This is a genomic window from uncultured Marivita sp., assembly GCF_947488135.1.
GTDB lineage: Bacteria > Pseudomonadota > Alphaproteobacteria > Rhodobacterales > Rhodobacteraceae > Marivita.
The window spans coordinates 17922-34689 of sequence record NZ_CANKYW010000015.1 but is presented as its reverse complement, the minus strand read 5'-3'; the positions used below and the strand labels follow the sequence as shown (position 1 = coordinate 34689).

Annotated in this window: 12 protein-coding genes and 1 pseudogene; 5 read left to right on the top strand and 8 right to left on the bottom strand. The window is 54.1% G+C overall.

Annotated elements, in window-relative coordinates; translation table 11 throughout:
* The 6 genes and pseudogenes from Q1B16_RS21315 to Q1B16_RS21290 form a co-directional block, all read right to left on the bottom strand.
* A pseudogene (locus tag Q1B16_RS21315) lies at positions 1-187 on the bottom strand (type I secretion system permease/ATPase); the annotation flags it as partial.
* A 185-nt stretch (positions 188-372) separates the two neighbouring features.
* The gene (locus tag Q1B16_RS21310) at positions 373-564 is read right to left on the bottom strand and encodes a DUF6447 family protein (protein WP_299794170.1); all 192 of its coding nucleotides are present in this window, start codon (positions 562-564) and stop codon (positions 373-375) included.
* A gap of 153 nt (positions 565-717) precedes the next feature.
* The gene (locus tag Q1B16_RS21305) at positions 718-2412 is read right to left on the bottom strand and encodes a sulfotransferase (RefSeq protein WP_299794167.1); all 1695 of its coding nucleotides are present in this window, start codon (positions 2410-2412) and stop codon (positions 718-720) included.
* Between the two features lie 93 nt (positions 2413-2505).
* Positions 2506-5616 (bottom strand): DUF4214 domain-containing protein, encoded by a 3111-nt coding sequence (locus Q1B16_RS21300; protein WP_299794164.1) that lies wholly within the window; start codon positions 5614-5616, stop codon positions 2506-2508.
* A 358-nt stretch (positions 5617-5974) separates the two neighbouring features.
* Positions 5975-6694 (bottom strand): hypothetical protein, encoded by a 720-nt coding sequence (locus tag Q1B16_RS21295; RefSeq protein WP_299794161.1) that lies wholly within the window; start codon positions 6692-6694, stop codon positions 5975-5977.
* 44 nt (positions 6695-6738) lie between these two features.
* Positions 6739-7650 (bottom strand): hypothetical protein, encoded by a 912-nt coding sequence (locus tag Q1B16_RS21290; RefSeq protein WP_299794158.1) that lies wholly within the window; start codon positions 7648-7650, stop codon positions 6739-6741.
* A gap of 386 nt (positions 7651-8036) precedes the next feature.
* Here Q1B16_RS21290 and Q1B16_RS21285 point away from each other — a divergent pair, with 386 nt between their 5' ends.
* A complete protein-coding gene (locus tag Q1B16_RS21285) occupies positions 8037-8696 on the top strand; it encodes a ParA family protein (RefSeq protein ID WP_299794155.1) in 660 nt (219 codons plus the stop codon).
* 1 nt (position 8697) lies between these two features.
* Complete coding sequence (locus Q1B16_RS21280) at positions 8698-9000, top strand: chromosome partitioning protein ParB (protein ID WP_299794152.1); 303 nt, start codon at positions 8698-8700, stop codon at positions 8998-9000.
* 1 nt (position 9001) lies between these two features.
* On the opposite strand, the gene Q1B16_RS21275 is transcribed toward Q1B16_RS21280, so the two are convergent.
* On the bottom strand, positions 9002-12280 hold the full coding sequence (locus Q1B16_RS21275; protein ID WP_299794149.1) for a glycosyltransferase: 3279 nt from the start codon (positions 12278-12280) through the stop codon (positions 9002-9004).
* Between the two features lie 49 nt (positions 12281-12329).
* On the opposite strand from Q1B16_RS21275, the gene Q1B16_RS21270 reads away from it, so the two are divergent.
* From Q1B16_RS21270 to Q1B16_RS21260, 3 genes are all read left to right on the top strand, one after another.
* Positions 12330-13832, top strand: a complete 1503-nt coding sequence (locus Q1B16_RS21270) for a glycosyltransferase family 1 protein (protein ID WP_299794146.1) — start codon at positions 12330-12332, stop codon at positions 13830-13832.
* A gap of 405 nt (positions 13833-14237) precedes the next feature.
* Entirely contained in the window at positions 14238-15266 is a 1029-nt protein-coding gene (locus tag Q1B16_RS21265) for a replication initiator protein A (protein WP_299794143.1), read from the top strand.
* A gap of 168 nt (positions 15267-15434) precedes the next feature.
* The gene (locus Q1B16_RS21260; RefSeq protein WP_299794140.1) at positions 15435-15605 is read left to right on the top strand and encodes a hypothetical protein; all 171 of its coding nucleotides are present in this window, start codon (positions 15435-15437) and stop codon (positions 15603-15605) included.
* A gap of 171 nt (positions 15606-15776) precedes the next feature.
* Here the strand turns inward: Q1B16_RS21260 and Q1B16_RS21255 are convergent, their stop codons facing one another.
* Entirely contained in the window at positions 15777-16697 is a 921-nt protein-coding gene (locus tag Q1B16_RS21255; RefSeq protein ID WP_299794137.1) for a LysR family transcriptional regulator ArgP, read from the bottom strand.
* Positions 16698-16768: the final 71 nt, after the last annotated feature.

Here is a 16768-nt window from a genome sequence, read left to right as displayed (position 1 = left end):
CCGCGATACCCGAGATCATCAAAAGCGTGTTTTCGTTCCGGCTGGCCAGCACACGATCATAGACCTGCAACATGTAAAGCGGCCCGACGAACATCAAAAGGTTGCTGAAAAAGCTGAAAACGACCGTGGCAAAGATGATCGCCTTGAAGCGTCCATATGCTTTTGCAAGAGGTGAAGTAGATTTCATGGGAGCGGATGCCCTTTCGAAAATCGCGGATCAACTACGAGAACGATTATTCTGGCGCTGCTATGTTGAGAAAGCCTTACACCCGTCAGCAGGCGCATGCAATTCAAGGGTCTCACACAGCCAAATAAAGTGACGAAAAAGCCCTGTACCGGCCCTTCGTCCAGGGCCGGTAAGCGTGATTTTAACTAGGCGTCTTTCGGCAGTGCCCCCTTGAGAGCCAGCGCATAGGCATTACGAGCGGTCTGTATGATCGCCAGCTCGCGCTTCAGTTCTGCAATCTTGTCATCACAATACTTAGTGTTGAGCATGTTGTTACGCGCCTCCTCCGAAAGAGAGGCACTGTCATACTCTTTCCCATCGATTGATAACTTAGCCACTTTCTTCTCCTATAAAAGTTGGTTTCTCGGGATCGCGTTTGCCGTAACCCAGTAGGAAGGAAGGTGCAAAGCCATTATTTCTAACAGCGCTCCGCGTGATGTTTAACACGAAAGGTCTGAAACCACTGATACAGATTTTCTCTACACTCTGTGTCAGTATTCAAATCTCTCAACCCACGGATCCAACAGACTTCTACAATCAGAGTCAAATAGGAAATCAAAATTTTGCCAAGACGTCTGGACACCAATTGTCAAACCTTTACGCACATTTTTATAGCTTGGAGTTCTTACAGCGCGTTTCTGAGAATGCTCGACAAAATTCAGCACCTCATCAGTCCAATCAACTGAAAGAAACTTCAGGACTCTTTCCATTTCAAATTTGAAATTTTCAACTAGATCATCGTATTTTACATAACAAACGCGATCCGTTTCACTAGGAAAAACCTCAAACCAATCACTCATAACAGCATTATACAAGACACAGGCTGACTTCACATCATTAAAAGCAGACATTGCTGAGTTTTGGGAATAGACTTGCTTAAGATTACTCAGAACAACATCATAAGGATGCCTAATAGAAAATATGTATCTTTTGTTTGGAAATATTTTCTCCATATACTTAATATTCGCACTTATAATCGGTGTCTTATCGATGATCGCTTCTGCATCATCCTTCTTAACAAATCTATTAATATTCTGATAATAAAGGCTTTGATGATAAGCCAGACGTAGCATTATTTTCTTTCGCTCCGGATCGCTTTCAAGAGGCGCAAGGAAAGCCGGCGCAAAAGAACCGATCAGTGAACTGGTTTCCTCACATGTGGCAATACGCGGATGCGCACTGAGAGCATTTTCGAGCAATGTTGTGCCCGAGCGGGGAAAACCAGTCATAATGAAATAGCGATCGTGCGCGTCGGGGATTGGGCGTGGTATTTCAATTGCCGCCCGCTCCTTAACGCCGCTCAAGAAAGCCTCTGGTTGAAACCTTTCATCTTTCTGTGCTTCGTTTTGGATTTGATACCACCTCGCGGAATCCTCATATTGTCCGAGCTTTTCGTAACAAGTAGCAGCAATATTCGAGAGCAAGGGAGATTTGTCCTTGGTTGCTTCAAGAGCATTGCTTTTTTCAAGAAAATCCAAACATTCCCGGTACTTCTCAGACCAAAATAACCTCATCGAGTAACAATATGCGCGTGCAACTTGGCAAGTTTCCAATTTCTGAATTATTGGAAACAGGGATATAAACTCTTTTTTTGCGCCTTCCCGATCAAGGCATTGCAAAAGAGATATAACGGAAGGCTCCAAACTTCGTTCGTCCTGCATGAATATCATGCGGACTATGTGTTGTGCGCCAATTTTCCACGGCAAACGTTCGCGTGCCAATTCAGCGGCTTTATCAATATGTAGAATATTTCCCGTTTCAATATACAGGGCTTCATGCAGTTTTACTTGAGTTTCATAATCATTCTTCAATTCGCTGGTCATAAGCGCTGCACGAAGGTCGGGGCCTTTCTGTCCGACCTTTTCCTGCATCTCGATAACCTTCTCGACCAGGTCAAAGCGAAACTGTCCAATTAATTCAGAAATCAGAATTTGGCGCAGGAAGGCGCTTCTTCGCGCGACGTGCAGTGCGACAGTCAAGACATTCTGATCGAAGCGATATTTTTGTTTTAGAAGCGCGGCCAACGCAAAAACGCGGATCACCGGGTCATGTATTCTGAGCCGGTCCTTGAGCGCCTGTTCCGTCGAATATGGGGCAATCTTGGGAATCAGCCCAATGGCTTGGGTAAGATTTACCTCATTCGGAAATTCAGGAATTTCAGTTGCATATGCGTTGCGTTGAGCCATGGTCGCCTTCCAAAGAAAATGTCTCACCCCTTGGAAGGGGTGAGACACATTTTTCAGTTCACTTAATCACAAACGATCAAGCAAGTGGTCTTATCAGCCGAAGGAGAAATCACCGATTGTAAGAGCGGTAACACCTGTCAGTTCGATGACCATGTCATCCGCAGCATTGAAATCACCATCAGCGTTTGCGTCCACGAAGACGTAGCCGTCAGTCCCATCGGTACCAAAGGCAACTGCACGATCTACGAGACCATCGTTGAAGAAGTCGGCGCCGAAGCCTTCAAAGACGTCAGCCAGATCTTCGGCCGCGGGGAACGTACCCAACTGATTCAGAGCGGAACGCGCATCCCCTGTTGCCAATCCCAAAAGGGACGACAGTTCGATGGTATCTTCACCTGCGACGAAACCGGAGATCGCGTCCTGGCCGGAGAAGGTGTCAGCATCGCCGTCGTCATCGCCATCTACCAGCGTGATCTGCGAGTCTGTTGCCGCCTCGTAACGGATCGTTTCCTCAACCGCATTGGCCGCGATGGCGTCGAGGAAGAACTCGTCCGCACCGCCATTACCCTGGAGAACGTCCCCATTCGCCGTCGCGGTGAACGAGTCAGCCGCGTCGGACCCGTCAAAGCTGATGGCCACGGTGTTCACACCGACACCGCCGTTCTGGGTGCTGGCGTCGATCGTGACACCGGCCGTATTGGCCGTTGCATCGATCAGTTCGACCACCATCGATGCGGCGGTTGCCGTACCAAGGGTCAGATCGAACTTGGCGTTGCCATCGATGTTGATCGTTTCAGCATCGTCACCAACAAAAGTGAAGGTGTTGGTGTAGTCAGCCGATGTCAGAGCATCATCCGCACCCGGAGCGCTTTCCTCGGACAGCGTTTCGGCATCCGACGTGATGTTGATGGTTTCGATACCGTCCGCTGTCAGACCAGCCGTGATCTGCCCTTCGGCAGTTACGTCTGTATCAACGTCCGTCGCGAGGAAGGAGATGGCCAGGCTATCGTTTGTGCCGGTATCGTCATCCAAGGCAAGCGAGAAGGTGTCGTCACTCAGGGTATCGTCGGACCCGTCTGTGATGATGAACTCCAGGGTCGCGCCGGTCGTGGCTGCACCGACCACCGAAGTCGCACCTGCCGCGACGGCGTCATTCCTGATCGAAACACCCGTGAGCGATGATTCAACGGACAGGTCATAGGCACCTGTACCACCACCGATTTCGAGGATCTCGAAGTTGCTGATATTGGCTGCCGTACCGGCGTCAAGATTGGCTGCATCGTCGATCCCGATCGTATCGATATCCGCACCACCATCCAGCTTTCCGGCACCCGCAGCGCCATAGTCGTAACCATTGGTGTCGACGAAGTCGTCACCCGCGCCCATGTTGGCGGTTGTTCCGATCCAGCCAAGGGTCAGGCTGTCGTCACCTGTATTACTGGTGAACGTGTCCAGCGCGCTGTTGCTGTCGTAGACAGTGATATTGCCCGTCGCCAAGGACGCATCCACGATCTGCGTCGTGTTGGCATCGTTTGCCAGGTCAAGATCACCAAGGTCGACATTGCCGGCACCTGTGATCGTCACGGTCTGATTGAACGCGTTGTCGTTCATGTTCAGATCGTTTTCGATAACGAGATTGCCATTGGCCACGATGTTCAGCGTCTGATCGCCTTCGTAATCATAGAACTCCATGTCGTCGATGAAGACGTCACCGTTGATCACCATGTTGATGAACTCAACGTGGTCGACTTCGAGATTGTCGTCGATTTCGACATCTGTCAGCGTGATGTTGGCAACATCTTCGGTACCGGTACCATTATTTGAATCGTCAATATCGATGTAGAACTCGTTCAGATTAGTATCTGTCATCGTGACATTGACAGTGGCCATTTCAACACCGTTGGTGTCGAACTCCAAGTCAAAATACCCATCAGTGTCAGTGGTCATGTTGTCAAAATTGACATTGACTTCCAACATCAAGTCAGGAGCGCCGAGCTCAATGTTTGCATTGACATTGAAGTTATCATTCGCATCGAAGTCACTGATATTCAGATTGAACGTGTAGTCCGTTGCCGATGTAAAGGTCGCGTCGATATTGATATTCATGTCGTCGACGGCTTCATCACTTACAGTGATATCGGTGACACCTGTCGCAGCTGAGCTCGACGCAAAATTGAGATTTACGTCGTCATCATAAAAACCAAGATTGTCGAGGACAACAGCGGATGCTGCGTTGATGTTGTTGACATCAAAGCCACTTAGATTTTCATCGCCACCGAAGTCGATCAGAACATTCTCAAATGCCTTGTTGGCAAGATTCATGCTGTTCAAATCTACGTTTGCGTTGAAAATTTCCAGATTCTCAACATTGAGGATCGTCTTGCCGAAAAGGCTCAGCTTGTCCTCGGTATCGCTGAAGATCCGCAATGTATCGACGCCCGACTTACCGTCAATGTTGTCACCAAGGGTGAAGGTTGTCGATCCAACGAGAACATCTGCGGCATCCGCCTCGACCAGGCCGATGATCGTATCGTTGTCGCCAGTGCCGGCGACGTTATCAAGACCCGACGTGAGGAAGAACGTTTCACCCTCGCCTGCGGCATCACCAAAAAATGCGTCGGTTGCGGCTTTGGCTGCGGCAACGGTTGCGGCGTCATCGGTTACACCGTCGAGGACATTGCGCGCACTGTCATATGCATCCTGGTCCAGAATGATCAGCTGACCGTTCACAACCTCGGAGAGCGGGTTGTCCACTGTGGCCACGTTTGCCGCCAGAGCAGATTGCGACCAATCGAGACCAACCTCGATCTTGTTCTCAAGCAGCGTCTTGTCGGCACCTTGGGCGCCGCTGATGATGTCAATGATCACCTGGCCGATATCCGCGCCATTGATCAGCTCTTGGACGTAGTAGTTGTTCAGGCCGTTTGCAGGGGGCCGACCCAGCAGGTTGTCGAAGATATCTGTCACCAGGTCCAGATAACCCTGATCGCTTACCAGGTTCGGAGCTCCGAGCAACGGATACAGACCGATTGCCTCCGGCTGATTGCCAAAAGATTCCGCGATTTGTGTGATCGTCATACGGCCGCTGGTCAGCTCGCCAACCCAGTAATTCAGGCCGGACGGCGCGGGGGCACGGTCAAAATACCCAACGAACAGGGATGCGATTTGCTCTTGCGGGGATAGTGTGGACAGATCTAACGCCATACTTTTTTCCTTTAGTGTTTGGGACTTAATTCAGCCCAGTTCCAACAAGCGATCACTCAAACTCCACCTCGGAAGATGGACTTCGGGCACGGCTTGGCGTCGGTGGTACACCGTTTTGCACAACCGAACAAGTGTGTTAGTAGCGCAAATTGTATACCCCCAACGCAGACCTATTAACATATGGATTCATTGTATAATTTATGTGTTTTAAACAGCACACCCAGGCCGATATTCCTTTAAAGAACCCGCTTCCGCGCAGTCGCTGACAGTTGGCCCACGAGGCTCACGCTCCAAACTCAAGCCTTAAGATCCGGTTGCGATAGGGCTGCACCGGGTTGCGCAGGGTGCGTCGTTGACGTCAGTTTTGAGCCCGCTTGGAGCGGTCAACAGCGTAGTGGTAGAGTGCAGTATCTTCTTCGTGGAACTCCATGAAATGTGCACGCAGATGCTCGTGCGTCTCCACTGCCCCCGAAACCGGTCCGGTGTTTTCCATGAATTGCTCCAATGGGCGCCCGATCATTGCGGAGAGCTTCTTCAAGTCCTCTGGAAACCGCTCGACGACACCAATGAAATCAATCCGTTGCCACGGCACTCCGCGCAGGAAAAGGGATTGGTAGTTCTGCAACGCTGGATGGAACAGGAAGTCTTCGAGACTCCAGCGATCCGACAGAACCGTACGAACCAGCGGGTCCGGCATGTGCTCGGGATCAAAGGACTGCCAGTAGAAATAATTGGACACCGCCCGCGCAAAAGGGTCTCGCACCCAGGTGATGTAGAACGGCTTCCGCCACGTCATAAGCGGGTGGTACTTTCGAACTGGAAAATGCCCGTGCACCAGCTTGCACCCCTTCGGCAGGGCGTTGATATCCTGCCGGTATCGCCGCGCAAGATCGAGCCAGCCCGGAGACAGCCAAGCGCGGTGGGTCTCCAAGGCCCCAACACCGCGTGCAGCAAGCTCCGCATGGTCTCGCGCATGTCGATAATCCAGAACCAGCTCATCTTCTTCAAAAGCCTGCCCAAGAGCCTTTGCAAAACTGGTTCCTGCCGTCTTGGGAATGTGAACAGACACATATAACATTTAAAATCCGGTATTTGTGGACCGCTGATCAGGGCAGTTTTGGGCTAAAGCGGCAGGACAGCACAGGTGTTCCCATGACGTCCAAGGTCGAGATGCCGTGTAAATCGCATCTGGTTCAAGTCGAACAGAGCCAGCATGGAGCCACTGTCCATCCGGGCAGACCGGTCTTCACTGTTAAATCCATAGCTGACAAGCAGCATGTTCCCGTTGACGCCAAGACCGCGCGGGAACGGGTCTCCAGCTTGGCTCGTCAAAGCGAAGCGGCGTTTCGATCCGTCCGAAGGATCAATCCTGACAAGAGCAGAGCCACCGCTGTCCAAACTCCAGACTGCATCGTTCACCGCAAGGATATCATGGCAACAGGAGCCAAGACCCTCGTAAAACGCAATACGGGTCGCTTTCCCCTGTCGGGCCTCTCTGAGACAAAGGCGCAGCGCAAAGCTCGGCTGGTCCCAGTTGTGGGCCAAAACAAGCAAACTGTCCCCATCGAGACTGACTGAATTGAAATGGTAGGCGTCCCTGCCCTCGACATCCTCTCTTCGCAGATGTTCAGGGACGGCTTGGGCAAGATCAAGACCCCGAACAGACTTGCTCAAAACGGATTTCTTCAGAAGAAACGGGTGTTTTCCGGACGTAACGAACAGGTTGCGTTGGTCATAGGCAATCTGATGCAGGTCATCGAAAGCTTTGGAACCATACCAGATTGGCGTCCGGGTCAGACGTCCTGGCGAGGCGCTGAGATATAACCGTATGGCGTTTTGCGGCAATCCAGGCGTAACGGGCTGCTTATCGATGTCGAGGTTTCGCTCGGCCACGAACAGACAAGGACCGGCCTGCGCGAGACCAAAATAAACGCCCTGCCCTTCCCTTACGATGCACATTTCCAGCAGGTCTCCCTCATCTGTGAGGGTTACCTTCAACAGGCGTTTGAACGTCGAAATCAGAAAACTGCGCATGATCTATCGTCAAAGTCTCGCTGAGCGCTGCCTGGATGGGATCGCGCACCATCACGCATCGTCCAAAACACCAAGCGTTGTTGTAATGGTGCCGCGTTATTATTGATTCTCAGCGCGTTCGCGAGGGGATAATTCCCTGCCACGCCAGTAAATACCGTCCTCTGCACATCCCCGACAGACAAGCTCAGAGGCATTGTGCTGAACCCGTAAGTCCGCTGATCCCCAATGATTTCGACAATACTAAGCTCAAAAGTTATCCGATTTTTACATACACCGGATACTTAAAATAACCCGGTATTTTTAATTACCGGATAAATAATTTTACTGGATTATTACATTTATCCGATTAGCATAGAAATCGGATAAAAATTTAAGCAGGACAGATCATGCCAACTATCGTCATCGCCTCTCCGAAAGGAGGGGCTGGAAAATCTACAACAGCCGTCCTCTTGGGAACCGAGCTTGCTCATGAAGGACTCCCGGTTACCATATTGGATTGCGACCCAAACCGATCTCTCACACTATGGGCCAGTCAGTCGGCTCTTCCCTCCAACATCTCGGTGCTTTCGGACGTATCTGAGGCTGATATCGTACGCACAATCAAAACACATGATCAGGACGGTCAGGTGGTTATCGTTGATCTTGAAGGGGTCGCGTCCCGCCTTGTGTCCCGCGCCATCAGCCAGGCGGATCTGGTGCTCACGCCCATGCGCGCAACAACCCTTGATGCCACCATCGGCGCGCGGGCTCTGCAGCTCATTGCTGAAGAGGAAGAGGCGCTTGATCGTGAAATCCCCCATGCTGTGGTTTTCACGATGACCAAGGCCATTCAGTCAAAGCAGCACAAGGGCATCGAGATTTCACTGCGTGACCAAGGCGTGGACGTGATCGATCCACCCTTGATGGAGCGCGCCGCCTTTTCAGGGCTTTTTGCCTTTGGCGGAGATCTCCACTCGATGCCCGCGCAGGGGAACATGCAAGGCGCTCGTGACAATGCCCGCGCCTTTGCCATGCAAGTCTATCGCCGTCTGGCAGGGGAAGCGTAAAATGTCCGACAAGAATCCATTCGGAATTTCCATCACACCTGGCAAGCTTCGCTCCAAACCAAAAGACGCCAGCCCGACAACTGTCGCACGCTCCGACGCGGCCGCCGAAAAACATGGGTTTGTCGATCGTACTCCCAAAAAACGCCGTGGGAGAAAGCCCAGTCCACGCACTGGTCAGGTGCACGCAAAAGTCATGCCGGATGTAGCGCGCGATATCGCTGCTGAAGCCAAGTATCGTGGTGTGCAACAGGGTGTCGTGATCGAGGAAGCCTGGGCCCTCTACAAAGCCGAGAAAGGCTTGTGACCTAGCTTTCCGCACCGTTCGTCTGCGCATCCCAGAGTGCCGTCATCATACCTTTCAGGCGCGGCCCCAATACACCATAGGACCGCTCCGTGAGGTAAGCTCTGGCACGATCCAATGTGTCTTGCAGGTCCACATCCAGATCAGGGCTACCGTCGCCCCGCATCCGGTCGATCAGGCTGGAAATGCCGCGTGCCATCTCATCGGGTGTGATCCCGGGAAGTTCTACAGAGTAGGGGGCCACATCCGAGAAAATCTCAAGCGGTGTCACCGCAACAGGACGGCCTGAAATCAAGCCATAGCGCACTGCACCACTGGCCGATTCCGAACTGCGTTGATACCCGAATACGATCAGGTCACAGTCCGACAGCTTCGATAACGCCTCTTCGTCAGACAGGAACCGCGTGTCCATCTCGACCAGATCACCGATACCGGCCTGAGAAATCTGCGTTTCAACACTCTTGATCAGGTCCCGTGACTCTTCCACGGGGTATTCAGCATTGACCATGCGCAGCCGAACATCGCGCCCCGCGTCTTTCAGATGCGAGACGGCCTCCACCAATTCAGGCAAGCCCTTGTTGGGCAGAAAGAAGCCGTAGCTCCCGATCGTAAAGGGCTCATCCTTGGGCTTCCTGCGCGGGGCAGGGGCCTCCACCATTGGCAAGACACCGTGGGGGAACAGGGCAACATTGTCGATCAGGCCGAGTGCCTTCATCCGGTTGGCATCAAGCACCTTGTGCACCAAGAGACGATCACATTGCGCAAGGGCTTCGCGGATGGAGGCAAGCTGGAGCATCGCGGGATGGGGAGTGTCGTCAGTGGCATGAAGTGTCATGAAGACCTGGCGGCCTTCGCCCTTCAGGGTTTCAATCAATGCCGCAAGATTTTTGAAATTGTAGAACCCGTAATTGAACTGGATCACGACGGTCTGCAAATCTTCCGCGCGGATCACGGAGAGCACGTCGGAGAAATCGTCTTCGCGTCCTTCCTTCCAGCACCGCGTGATAGGAAGATCCAGAGATAGGTCAGGCTCAACCGGAGCCTTGGTATGAGCCGCCAGGACATGCACAGGGAGGCCCAGATACCGGATCAGATGCTCGGAATAGGTCGCGATACCACAGCGCGCGTTGTAGGTGGTCATCCACCCAACCCTTGGCGGTACCGGCTCAGGACGCGTGGCTGCGTGCCGCAGAGCCTCCAGGCTGCGCTCGGCCACCTTATCCCAACGGAACCGCTCCAGCAGCAGCTCTCGCGTCTGCGCGCGCGCCTCTTGCGCCGGGGCAGGGGCCTTGGCCGCGTCCTGCATCAGCCTTGCCATGTGCTCGATATCCGGCTCCGCCCACATGCTGAGCCCCGCGCCCAAATGGCTATCCGTCTGCTCAAAACGGTAGTCAATTTTTTGAACCAACGGCAGATCGGCAAAATCCATCTGACCGCTCCAACCCGTGGTCAGGACAGGTTTGCCAACCAAGAGGGCCTCCGCCAAGGGAAGACCAAATCCTTCTGCACGTGAAGGGAAGACACTGACATCACAGGAGCTGTAGAGCGTCCGCATTTGCCCATCGCTCAAATCCCCATCAATCACGTGGATTGGAGCCATGTTCGGATGAGAGACGCGCAGAGACGCGATCTGCTTCGCAATGTCATTATGCGGATTTGGGAAGCTCTTGATCAGAAGCGCGACATCATCCCGGTTGGTAAAGGCTTGTACCCAAGCGGCCAGAAGCGCATCGGCCCCCTTGCGCGGAAAACACGACGAGACATGCAGAAACAATCGTCCTGCCTTGGGCAGGGTCTCAACCGGCTCTGGTGCGATCTCCTCAAAATGATCGATTCCGTTGCCCACGGGATAGGCTGGAACAAACACCCCATTGTCGATCATGATTTTTCGTACGTGAGACGACGTGACCGTTATGTAGCGCAAGACATCGTTGAACGCCTCTACGTGGTCTCGTGGAAACCCGGTTTCTTCCCAAGCGTAGGAATGCAGCCCCGGTAAGGTGTCGTCCATATCCAACACGCGAGGCGGGTACATATTGCGACTGACCGTATCGACGGGCCCTCGATTGGCATCCTGCATCCCGGACAGATCCGGATTTTCGATCATGAACTCCGGATCCGGGTCATAATCGCCTGGCCCCTCGGAAGATTTCAGCCTCACTTCTACGCCCTGACGCGCAAGAGCCCGCGCCAGTTCGCGATTGACGATCGCAAGGCTATAGGTGCTGTCAAACGGCCCCTCAATGCGCCAGCGCACCGTTTCGGGAAGACTGACCGGCACCCAGGGCCTGCTGCGATCGAGTCTGGGAGTGATGCGAGAGGCTGCCCGCCGCGCCTCTGCCGCCCTTGCACGGCGGCATTCGCGGCGGTTGGTGAACCAGCGTGTAATCTTCTTATGATACTTCTCGATTTTCTTGGATCGGTAGTAGAGCCGCGTCTTCTTGGTTTTCTTGAGTTTGGCAATCTGCTCGCTGTGCAGCTCGACCTGCCGGCGCAAGGCCGCGTTTTCGGCCTGTAGCGCGGCGATATCGGATAGGGCAGCTCGCTGCACCTTATCAAAGCGCTGGGCCAGATCCCGCGTCGATGGGCCTGTCAGTTTGGCGAACGCCGCCTCGGTCGCCTCCATCAGCGCATCGGAGCCTGCTTTCTGAGCCACCAGTGCGTAATCGGGGCTCGCACGGAAAAGGGCATCTTCAAGTCCAATCACATCCGACACTGCTTCGGCATTCAGCCGCAGTAATTTGATCCGGGCATAGCCCGCATGTTCAGCCAGGAATTTCAGAACGTTGGGTGGGATCGGCGCAACATGGGTACTGTCATTGTGAAAGGTAACTGTGCCAACTTCGACATTCTCGGGATTGGGCGTCTCCAGCACGAGGAGTCCGCCCGGTGCCAAAACCCGGAGTCCATCGGTGACAATGGTGCGTACCTGATCGAAAGGCAGATGTTCGATCAGGTGAAAGGCAGACAATATCCCGAGACTGTCATCTTCCACTTCTGTCAAGGCTTCAAACGCATCGCGCAACTCGCCCGAGAGGCCTGCCGCGAGGCAATCAGACAGCATGCCTTCGTCGAGATCCACGCCGTGACCATCGAAGCCAAAATCATTCAGTGTTTCCAGCCATTCCCCGCGACCACATCCAAGATCGAGCGCGGATTTCGGAAGTGCGCTTTTGGCCAGGGGTTCGGCAAAAGACCGATATTGCTGCAATCGCGCGAGGATCTCTGCCCGGCTGCCACGAAACGCGGCTTCGAAAGCATGGTAAAAAGTGGTCTCTGTCATGCGTTCCCTCTAGCCAATTGAGTAAGCCTCGACAATGCGGCAGGGTTGGATGTCAACCGACTTGCCAAAGCAAGGACAGGGCGGCATGAGACCGTTGGATGGTGACGGGGGGTCTGATGTGAAGCAATTCTTCTTCGACGTAACCAATCTGCGGTTATACGTCGCCAAAAGAAACCGTCTGTCTGGCATCCAGCGTGTCACCGTGATGCTGATCGAACACATTGCTCGCCAAGTTGGTGGGAACAATGTGTTCCTGTCCTTCCATGACAAGAAAGCCAAAGCCTACCATGCCGTGTCCTACGAGACGGTTGAGGCCCTGGGGGGCGTTCTCTCCGCTGATGCACTGACTGAGGCGCTTTATCGAGGACAACTAGCGGTCAATGTACGTCCAACCCTGAGAAGATATTCTCAGAGCCCGGTCAAACTCGCTGTGCACACGGCCATCCGTGAGGTGAATGCGATGATGGGCAACCGCAAACATTTTGAGAAACGCAGAACGACACTCGAGGCTTGGAAAGCTTCAGCCAAGAAGCCCAAACAACACGGTTCCAAAACACGCTCGAAAGAGCACTTTCAAGATTTTTCTGAGGTGGCCAAGGAAGGGGATTGTATCATCTTGGCGGATGCTGCGTGGTCTGTCCCGCTCAAACGTATGGAAGAGGCCCAGGCGCGTGGCATTTCATGCTACTTCCTGATCCATGATCTCATCCAGATCAAAGCTCCAGAACTGATAGGTGGGACAGAGCAGTCCTTGCTTTTCCACGCCTGGCTGCGAAAGACCATGGGGTTTGTAGACCACTATCTTGCAAATTCGGAGGCCACGGCCCGGGACTTGCGTGAGTTCCTCGACGCGTATGGAGGAAACCAGGAAATTTCTGTGGTTTCTCTGGCTCAAGCAGGCGTGCCCGTTCTTCCAAAGGCTGAAACGGAAGTTGCGACACCCACCGACATAAACAGGGATGTTTATCACAAGTTGGCGGACTCTGCAGGTATCAAGGATGATATTCGCGCATTACTAAAGCGCCCATATGTTCTGTGTGTCGGAACAATGGAAGCTCGCAAGAACATGTGGGGCTTGGTGCAAGCTTGGGATCGTTTGCGGCTGTGCGACGGTATTGAACTTCCGAAGCTGGTTTTTGCGGGCAACCCAGGTTGGCTCAATCAGGATTTTGAACGTTTCATGGCTGAGACTGGCAACCTGTATGGTTGGGTTGAACTGGTTATCAGTCCCTCAGATGAAGAACTGGAATTTCTCTATCAAAATTGCCTGTTCTCAGCGATGCCGAGTTTCTTCGAGGGTTGGGGACTGCCGGTTGGAGAGAGCTTGAGTTATGGCAAGACAGCTGTGGTCTCACAGACGAGTTCTCTGCCCGAGGTTGGTGGGGATCTCGTTCTCTATTTTGATCCTCATTCGATTTCTTCGATCACCTCTGCCATCCATCGCATGATAAACGAAGACGGGCTTCGCCAGAGGCTCGAGAGCCAGATTTCCCAAACTCCTCTGCGTGGTTGGGAGGATGTCGCCAATGATATCCTGAAGGCAATTCCGTAAGCCAAACTTCGGCTTCTTGAAGTCTCATTGTTCCGCGGATTCAACGGCTCTGCCTCAGCCATCATGGCTCTGAGGAGTGTTAATAAGTGTTAGACTCGTGTTACGCCCTCTCCGAGGGCCATTTTCCAGAACAACATCAGACACTTCCAGACACCCCCCGTGTGCAAAGTGGTGATTCTGCGTGTGTAAAGTGGTGATTCACCGTGTGTAGAGTGGTGATTCCCGAATCAAAGCCGCGATCCGCCTGAAACCCTGTGGATAACCCCTTGAGGGGACTCGCGTTTTCCGGTCGGGGCGTGTGTGAAGTGTCGAATGGTCCGTGTGTGAAGTGTCGTTTTGTCCTTGGCGTGTGTGAAATGTCGTTGTACGGTGCTCTGTGTGTGAAGTGTCGTTGAGGAGCGTGCCATGACAACCGCCTATCCGCTGCTGCCGGACCGCCATCCGCAGGGGGATTTCTTCGTCTGCGATATCCTCGACGCCGCGCCCAAGGGCGATATGGGCTCGATGGAACACCCGATCTTCTCGCTCTCGACGAAACCCGACACCCGGCCAAGGCGCTACGAACACAACGGCGTCACCATCGACATCAAGCCCTCGGTCGACGGGCTGGCCACGGTGCATGACCGCGACGTGCTGATCTACTGCATCTCGTCGCTCATCAAAGGCATGAACGAAGGCCGCGAGCCGCAGCAGGTGATCCGCTTTCAGGCCGCGGACCTGCTCAAGGCCACCAACCGCATGACCACCGGGCGGGGCTACAACCTGCTGAAAGCCGCGATGGAGCGGCTGGCGGGTACACGGATTTCCACCAACATCACCACCGGAGGACAGGAGATCTTCGAGACCTTCGGCCTCATCGAACGCGCCAAGATCGTGCGCGAAACCCGCGACGGGCGGATGCAGGAGGTCGAGGTCAAGCTCAGCGACTGGGTCTTCAACGCGATCCGCGCGCAGGAGGTGCTGACGCTCAGCCGCGAGTATTTCCGCCTGCGCAAACCGCTGGAGCGGCGCATCTACGAGCTGGCGCGCAAACATTGCGGCCGCCAGAAGGAATGGCGCGTGTCGATGGCGGTGCTGCAGAAGAAATGCGGCTCGGGATCGACCCTGCGGGAATTCCGCCGCCTGGTGCTCGCCATCGCCAAGGAAGATTCCGAGTACAACCACATGCCCGATTACGAGATCCGCATCGACGACGACAAGGACCAGCTCATCGCCCGCAGCCGCGGCACCGTGGGCGACGACCGTTCCGAAGCGGTGGAGATCCCGTCCCTCGATCCGGATGTCTACGACATGGCCCGCGCCGCCGCCCCCGGCTGGGACGTGCACGTGATCGAAGCCGAATGGCGCGCCTGGGCCAGCACCACGCCCCGCAATCCTGAAATGGCCTTTCTGGGGTTCTGCAAGAAATGGGCTCAACAGCGCGGGGAGGCTTAAGCTCCGGCAGCAACGGGGCTCAGGCCGCAAGCCTGCCGAGGTGTCACCACCTCAAGGAGAAGGAAGATGGCAGGAAATAGGGAGCTTTCTTCCGCATCCCCAGTAAGGTGGCTTCCTTACACGGGATCCGGTCGTCATTGGTCAGGTCACTTCAACAAGAGATCGACCATGATGAGCAAGCACCAGAGAATTCCCTACGCCAAGAATCTCACGCCCAAGAGCAGCCTGACCAAGGAGTATCTCGATCACCTGGCTCAGCTTGAACGCCAGGACCTCGAAGCGTCCCGTGTCAAAACCCGGGCATCCCCACCAACCGTGCAGATGTCGATCCGGATGTGACAGGACGAGTATCTCCGCTTGCGGGCACTCTGCCGGGCCATGCGCAAAACCAACGGCGAGATGGTCGCGCATCTGTTGGAAACGTTTCTGGAGGAGGGCAGGGGAGTCGGGTCTACGGTATGAGAGCTTACAGCTCAGCGCGCTTGAGAGGTGACGCAACAAAAACAGTTGCTAGTCGACCCGGTACATATCCGGCGACAGATGAGCCTTCGCGACTTCAAGGACCAGATCGCCCAATCGTCTCAGAATTTCGCTGGACTGCGTGCTGGTCTGCCAATGTAGCGAGACCCGGACAAAATTCTTGGGACTCAGTTCGATGAGCTCGCCCTGCTCAATGTGCGGTTGCGCCGCAACGCTCGGAACAAGCCCCCAAGCCGTCCCGTTAAGGCAGCACGCGACATAGCCTTCGTAAGAGGGCATCATATGCGTCGACACCTCGACCGTTTCACCAAAACAGTTCATCATCCACTGGTCTTGGATGGTGTCCTTGCGGTCGAAAGCAAGGCAGGCTGAACCTTTCAGCGACTCAAGTGACACGCCATCGGAGAAGTTGGCATCAAAGAACTCTGGTGACGCCACAGCAATATAGTCCATTGCCCCCAGCGAAACGCGGCGGCACCCTTGCACAGGCGTCTCCATCGCCGTGACGACGGCAAGCGCCTCACCGGTCTTGAGCCGGTTTTCGGTATGCTCCTGATCATCCGGAAATATGTCGAAGCGAATGCCGAGCTCATTCTTCGCTCTCTTGATGACATTGGGAAACCAAGTGGCAAGACTGTCATTGTTCACGGAAATCCTGATCCGTGCTGCGGCGTTCCCTGCCGTCCCGGAGAGCGCATTCATCCGCGCATTCAATTCATATTGCAGCAGTTCGACCTGCTCGACATACCGACAGAGTTGAACCCCGGCCTCCGTCGGGACGCAGGGACGGCCGCGCACGATCAGCACCGACCCCACCCTGTCTTCCAGTTGCTTGATTCTCTGACTGACCGCAGATTGCGTGACATTCAGCGACTGTGCCGCCAGATCAAAGCGGCCTTCGCGCACCACAGCGGCCAAAGCGACAATTGCATCGTAGTCAAACTTCAACAAATTTTTCGCCCCGCGCATTAGCTGAACTGATGTCAGTTTAGACTTGGAACAACATTTATCACCGCACTTCG

Bases quoted from the DNA above. Each gene is read 5' to 3' on its own strand.
- Q1B16_RS21285 (WP_299794155.1), top strand. From the start codon at position 8,037: ATGCCAACTATCGTCATCGCCTCTCCGAAAGGAGGGGCTGGAAAATCT.
- Q1B16_RS21260 (WP_299794140.1), top strand. From the start codon at position 15,435: ATGATGAGCAAGCACCAGAGAATTCCCTACGCCAAGAATCTCACGCCC.
- Q1B16_RS21290 (WP_299794158.1), bottom strand. From the start codon at position 7,650: ATGCGCAGTTTTCTGATTTCGACGTTCAAACGCCTGTTGAAGGTAACC.
- Q1B16_RS21275 (WP_299794149.1), bottom strand. From the start codon at position 12,280: ATGACAGAGACCACTTTTTACCATGCTTTCGAAGCCGCGTTTCGTGGC.
- Q1B16_RS21305 (WP_299794167.1), bottom strand. From the start codon at position 2,412: ATGGCTCAACGCAACGCATATGCAACTGAAATTCCTGAATTTCCGAAT.
- Q1B16_RS21295 (WP_299794161.1), bottom strand. From the start codon at position 6,694: ATGTTATATGTGTCTGTTCACATTCCCAAGACGGCAGGAACCAGTTTT.
- Q1B16_RS21265 (WP_299794143.1), top strand. From the start codon at position 14,238: ATGACAACCGCCTATCCGCTGCTGCCGGACCGCCATCCGCAGGGGGAT.
- Q1B16_RS21300 (WP_299794164.1), bottom strand. From the start codon at position 5,616: ATGGCGTTAGATCTGTCCACACTATCCCCGCAAGAGCAAATCGCATCC.
- Q1B16_RS21270 (WP_299794146.1), top strand. From the start codon at position 12,330: ATGTCAACCGACTTGCCAAAGCAAGGACAGGGCGGCATGAGACCGTTG.
- Q1B16_RS21280 (WP_299794152.1), top strand. From the start codon at position 8,698: ATGTCCGACAAGAATCCATTCGGAATTTCCATCACACCTGGCAAGCTT.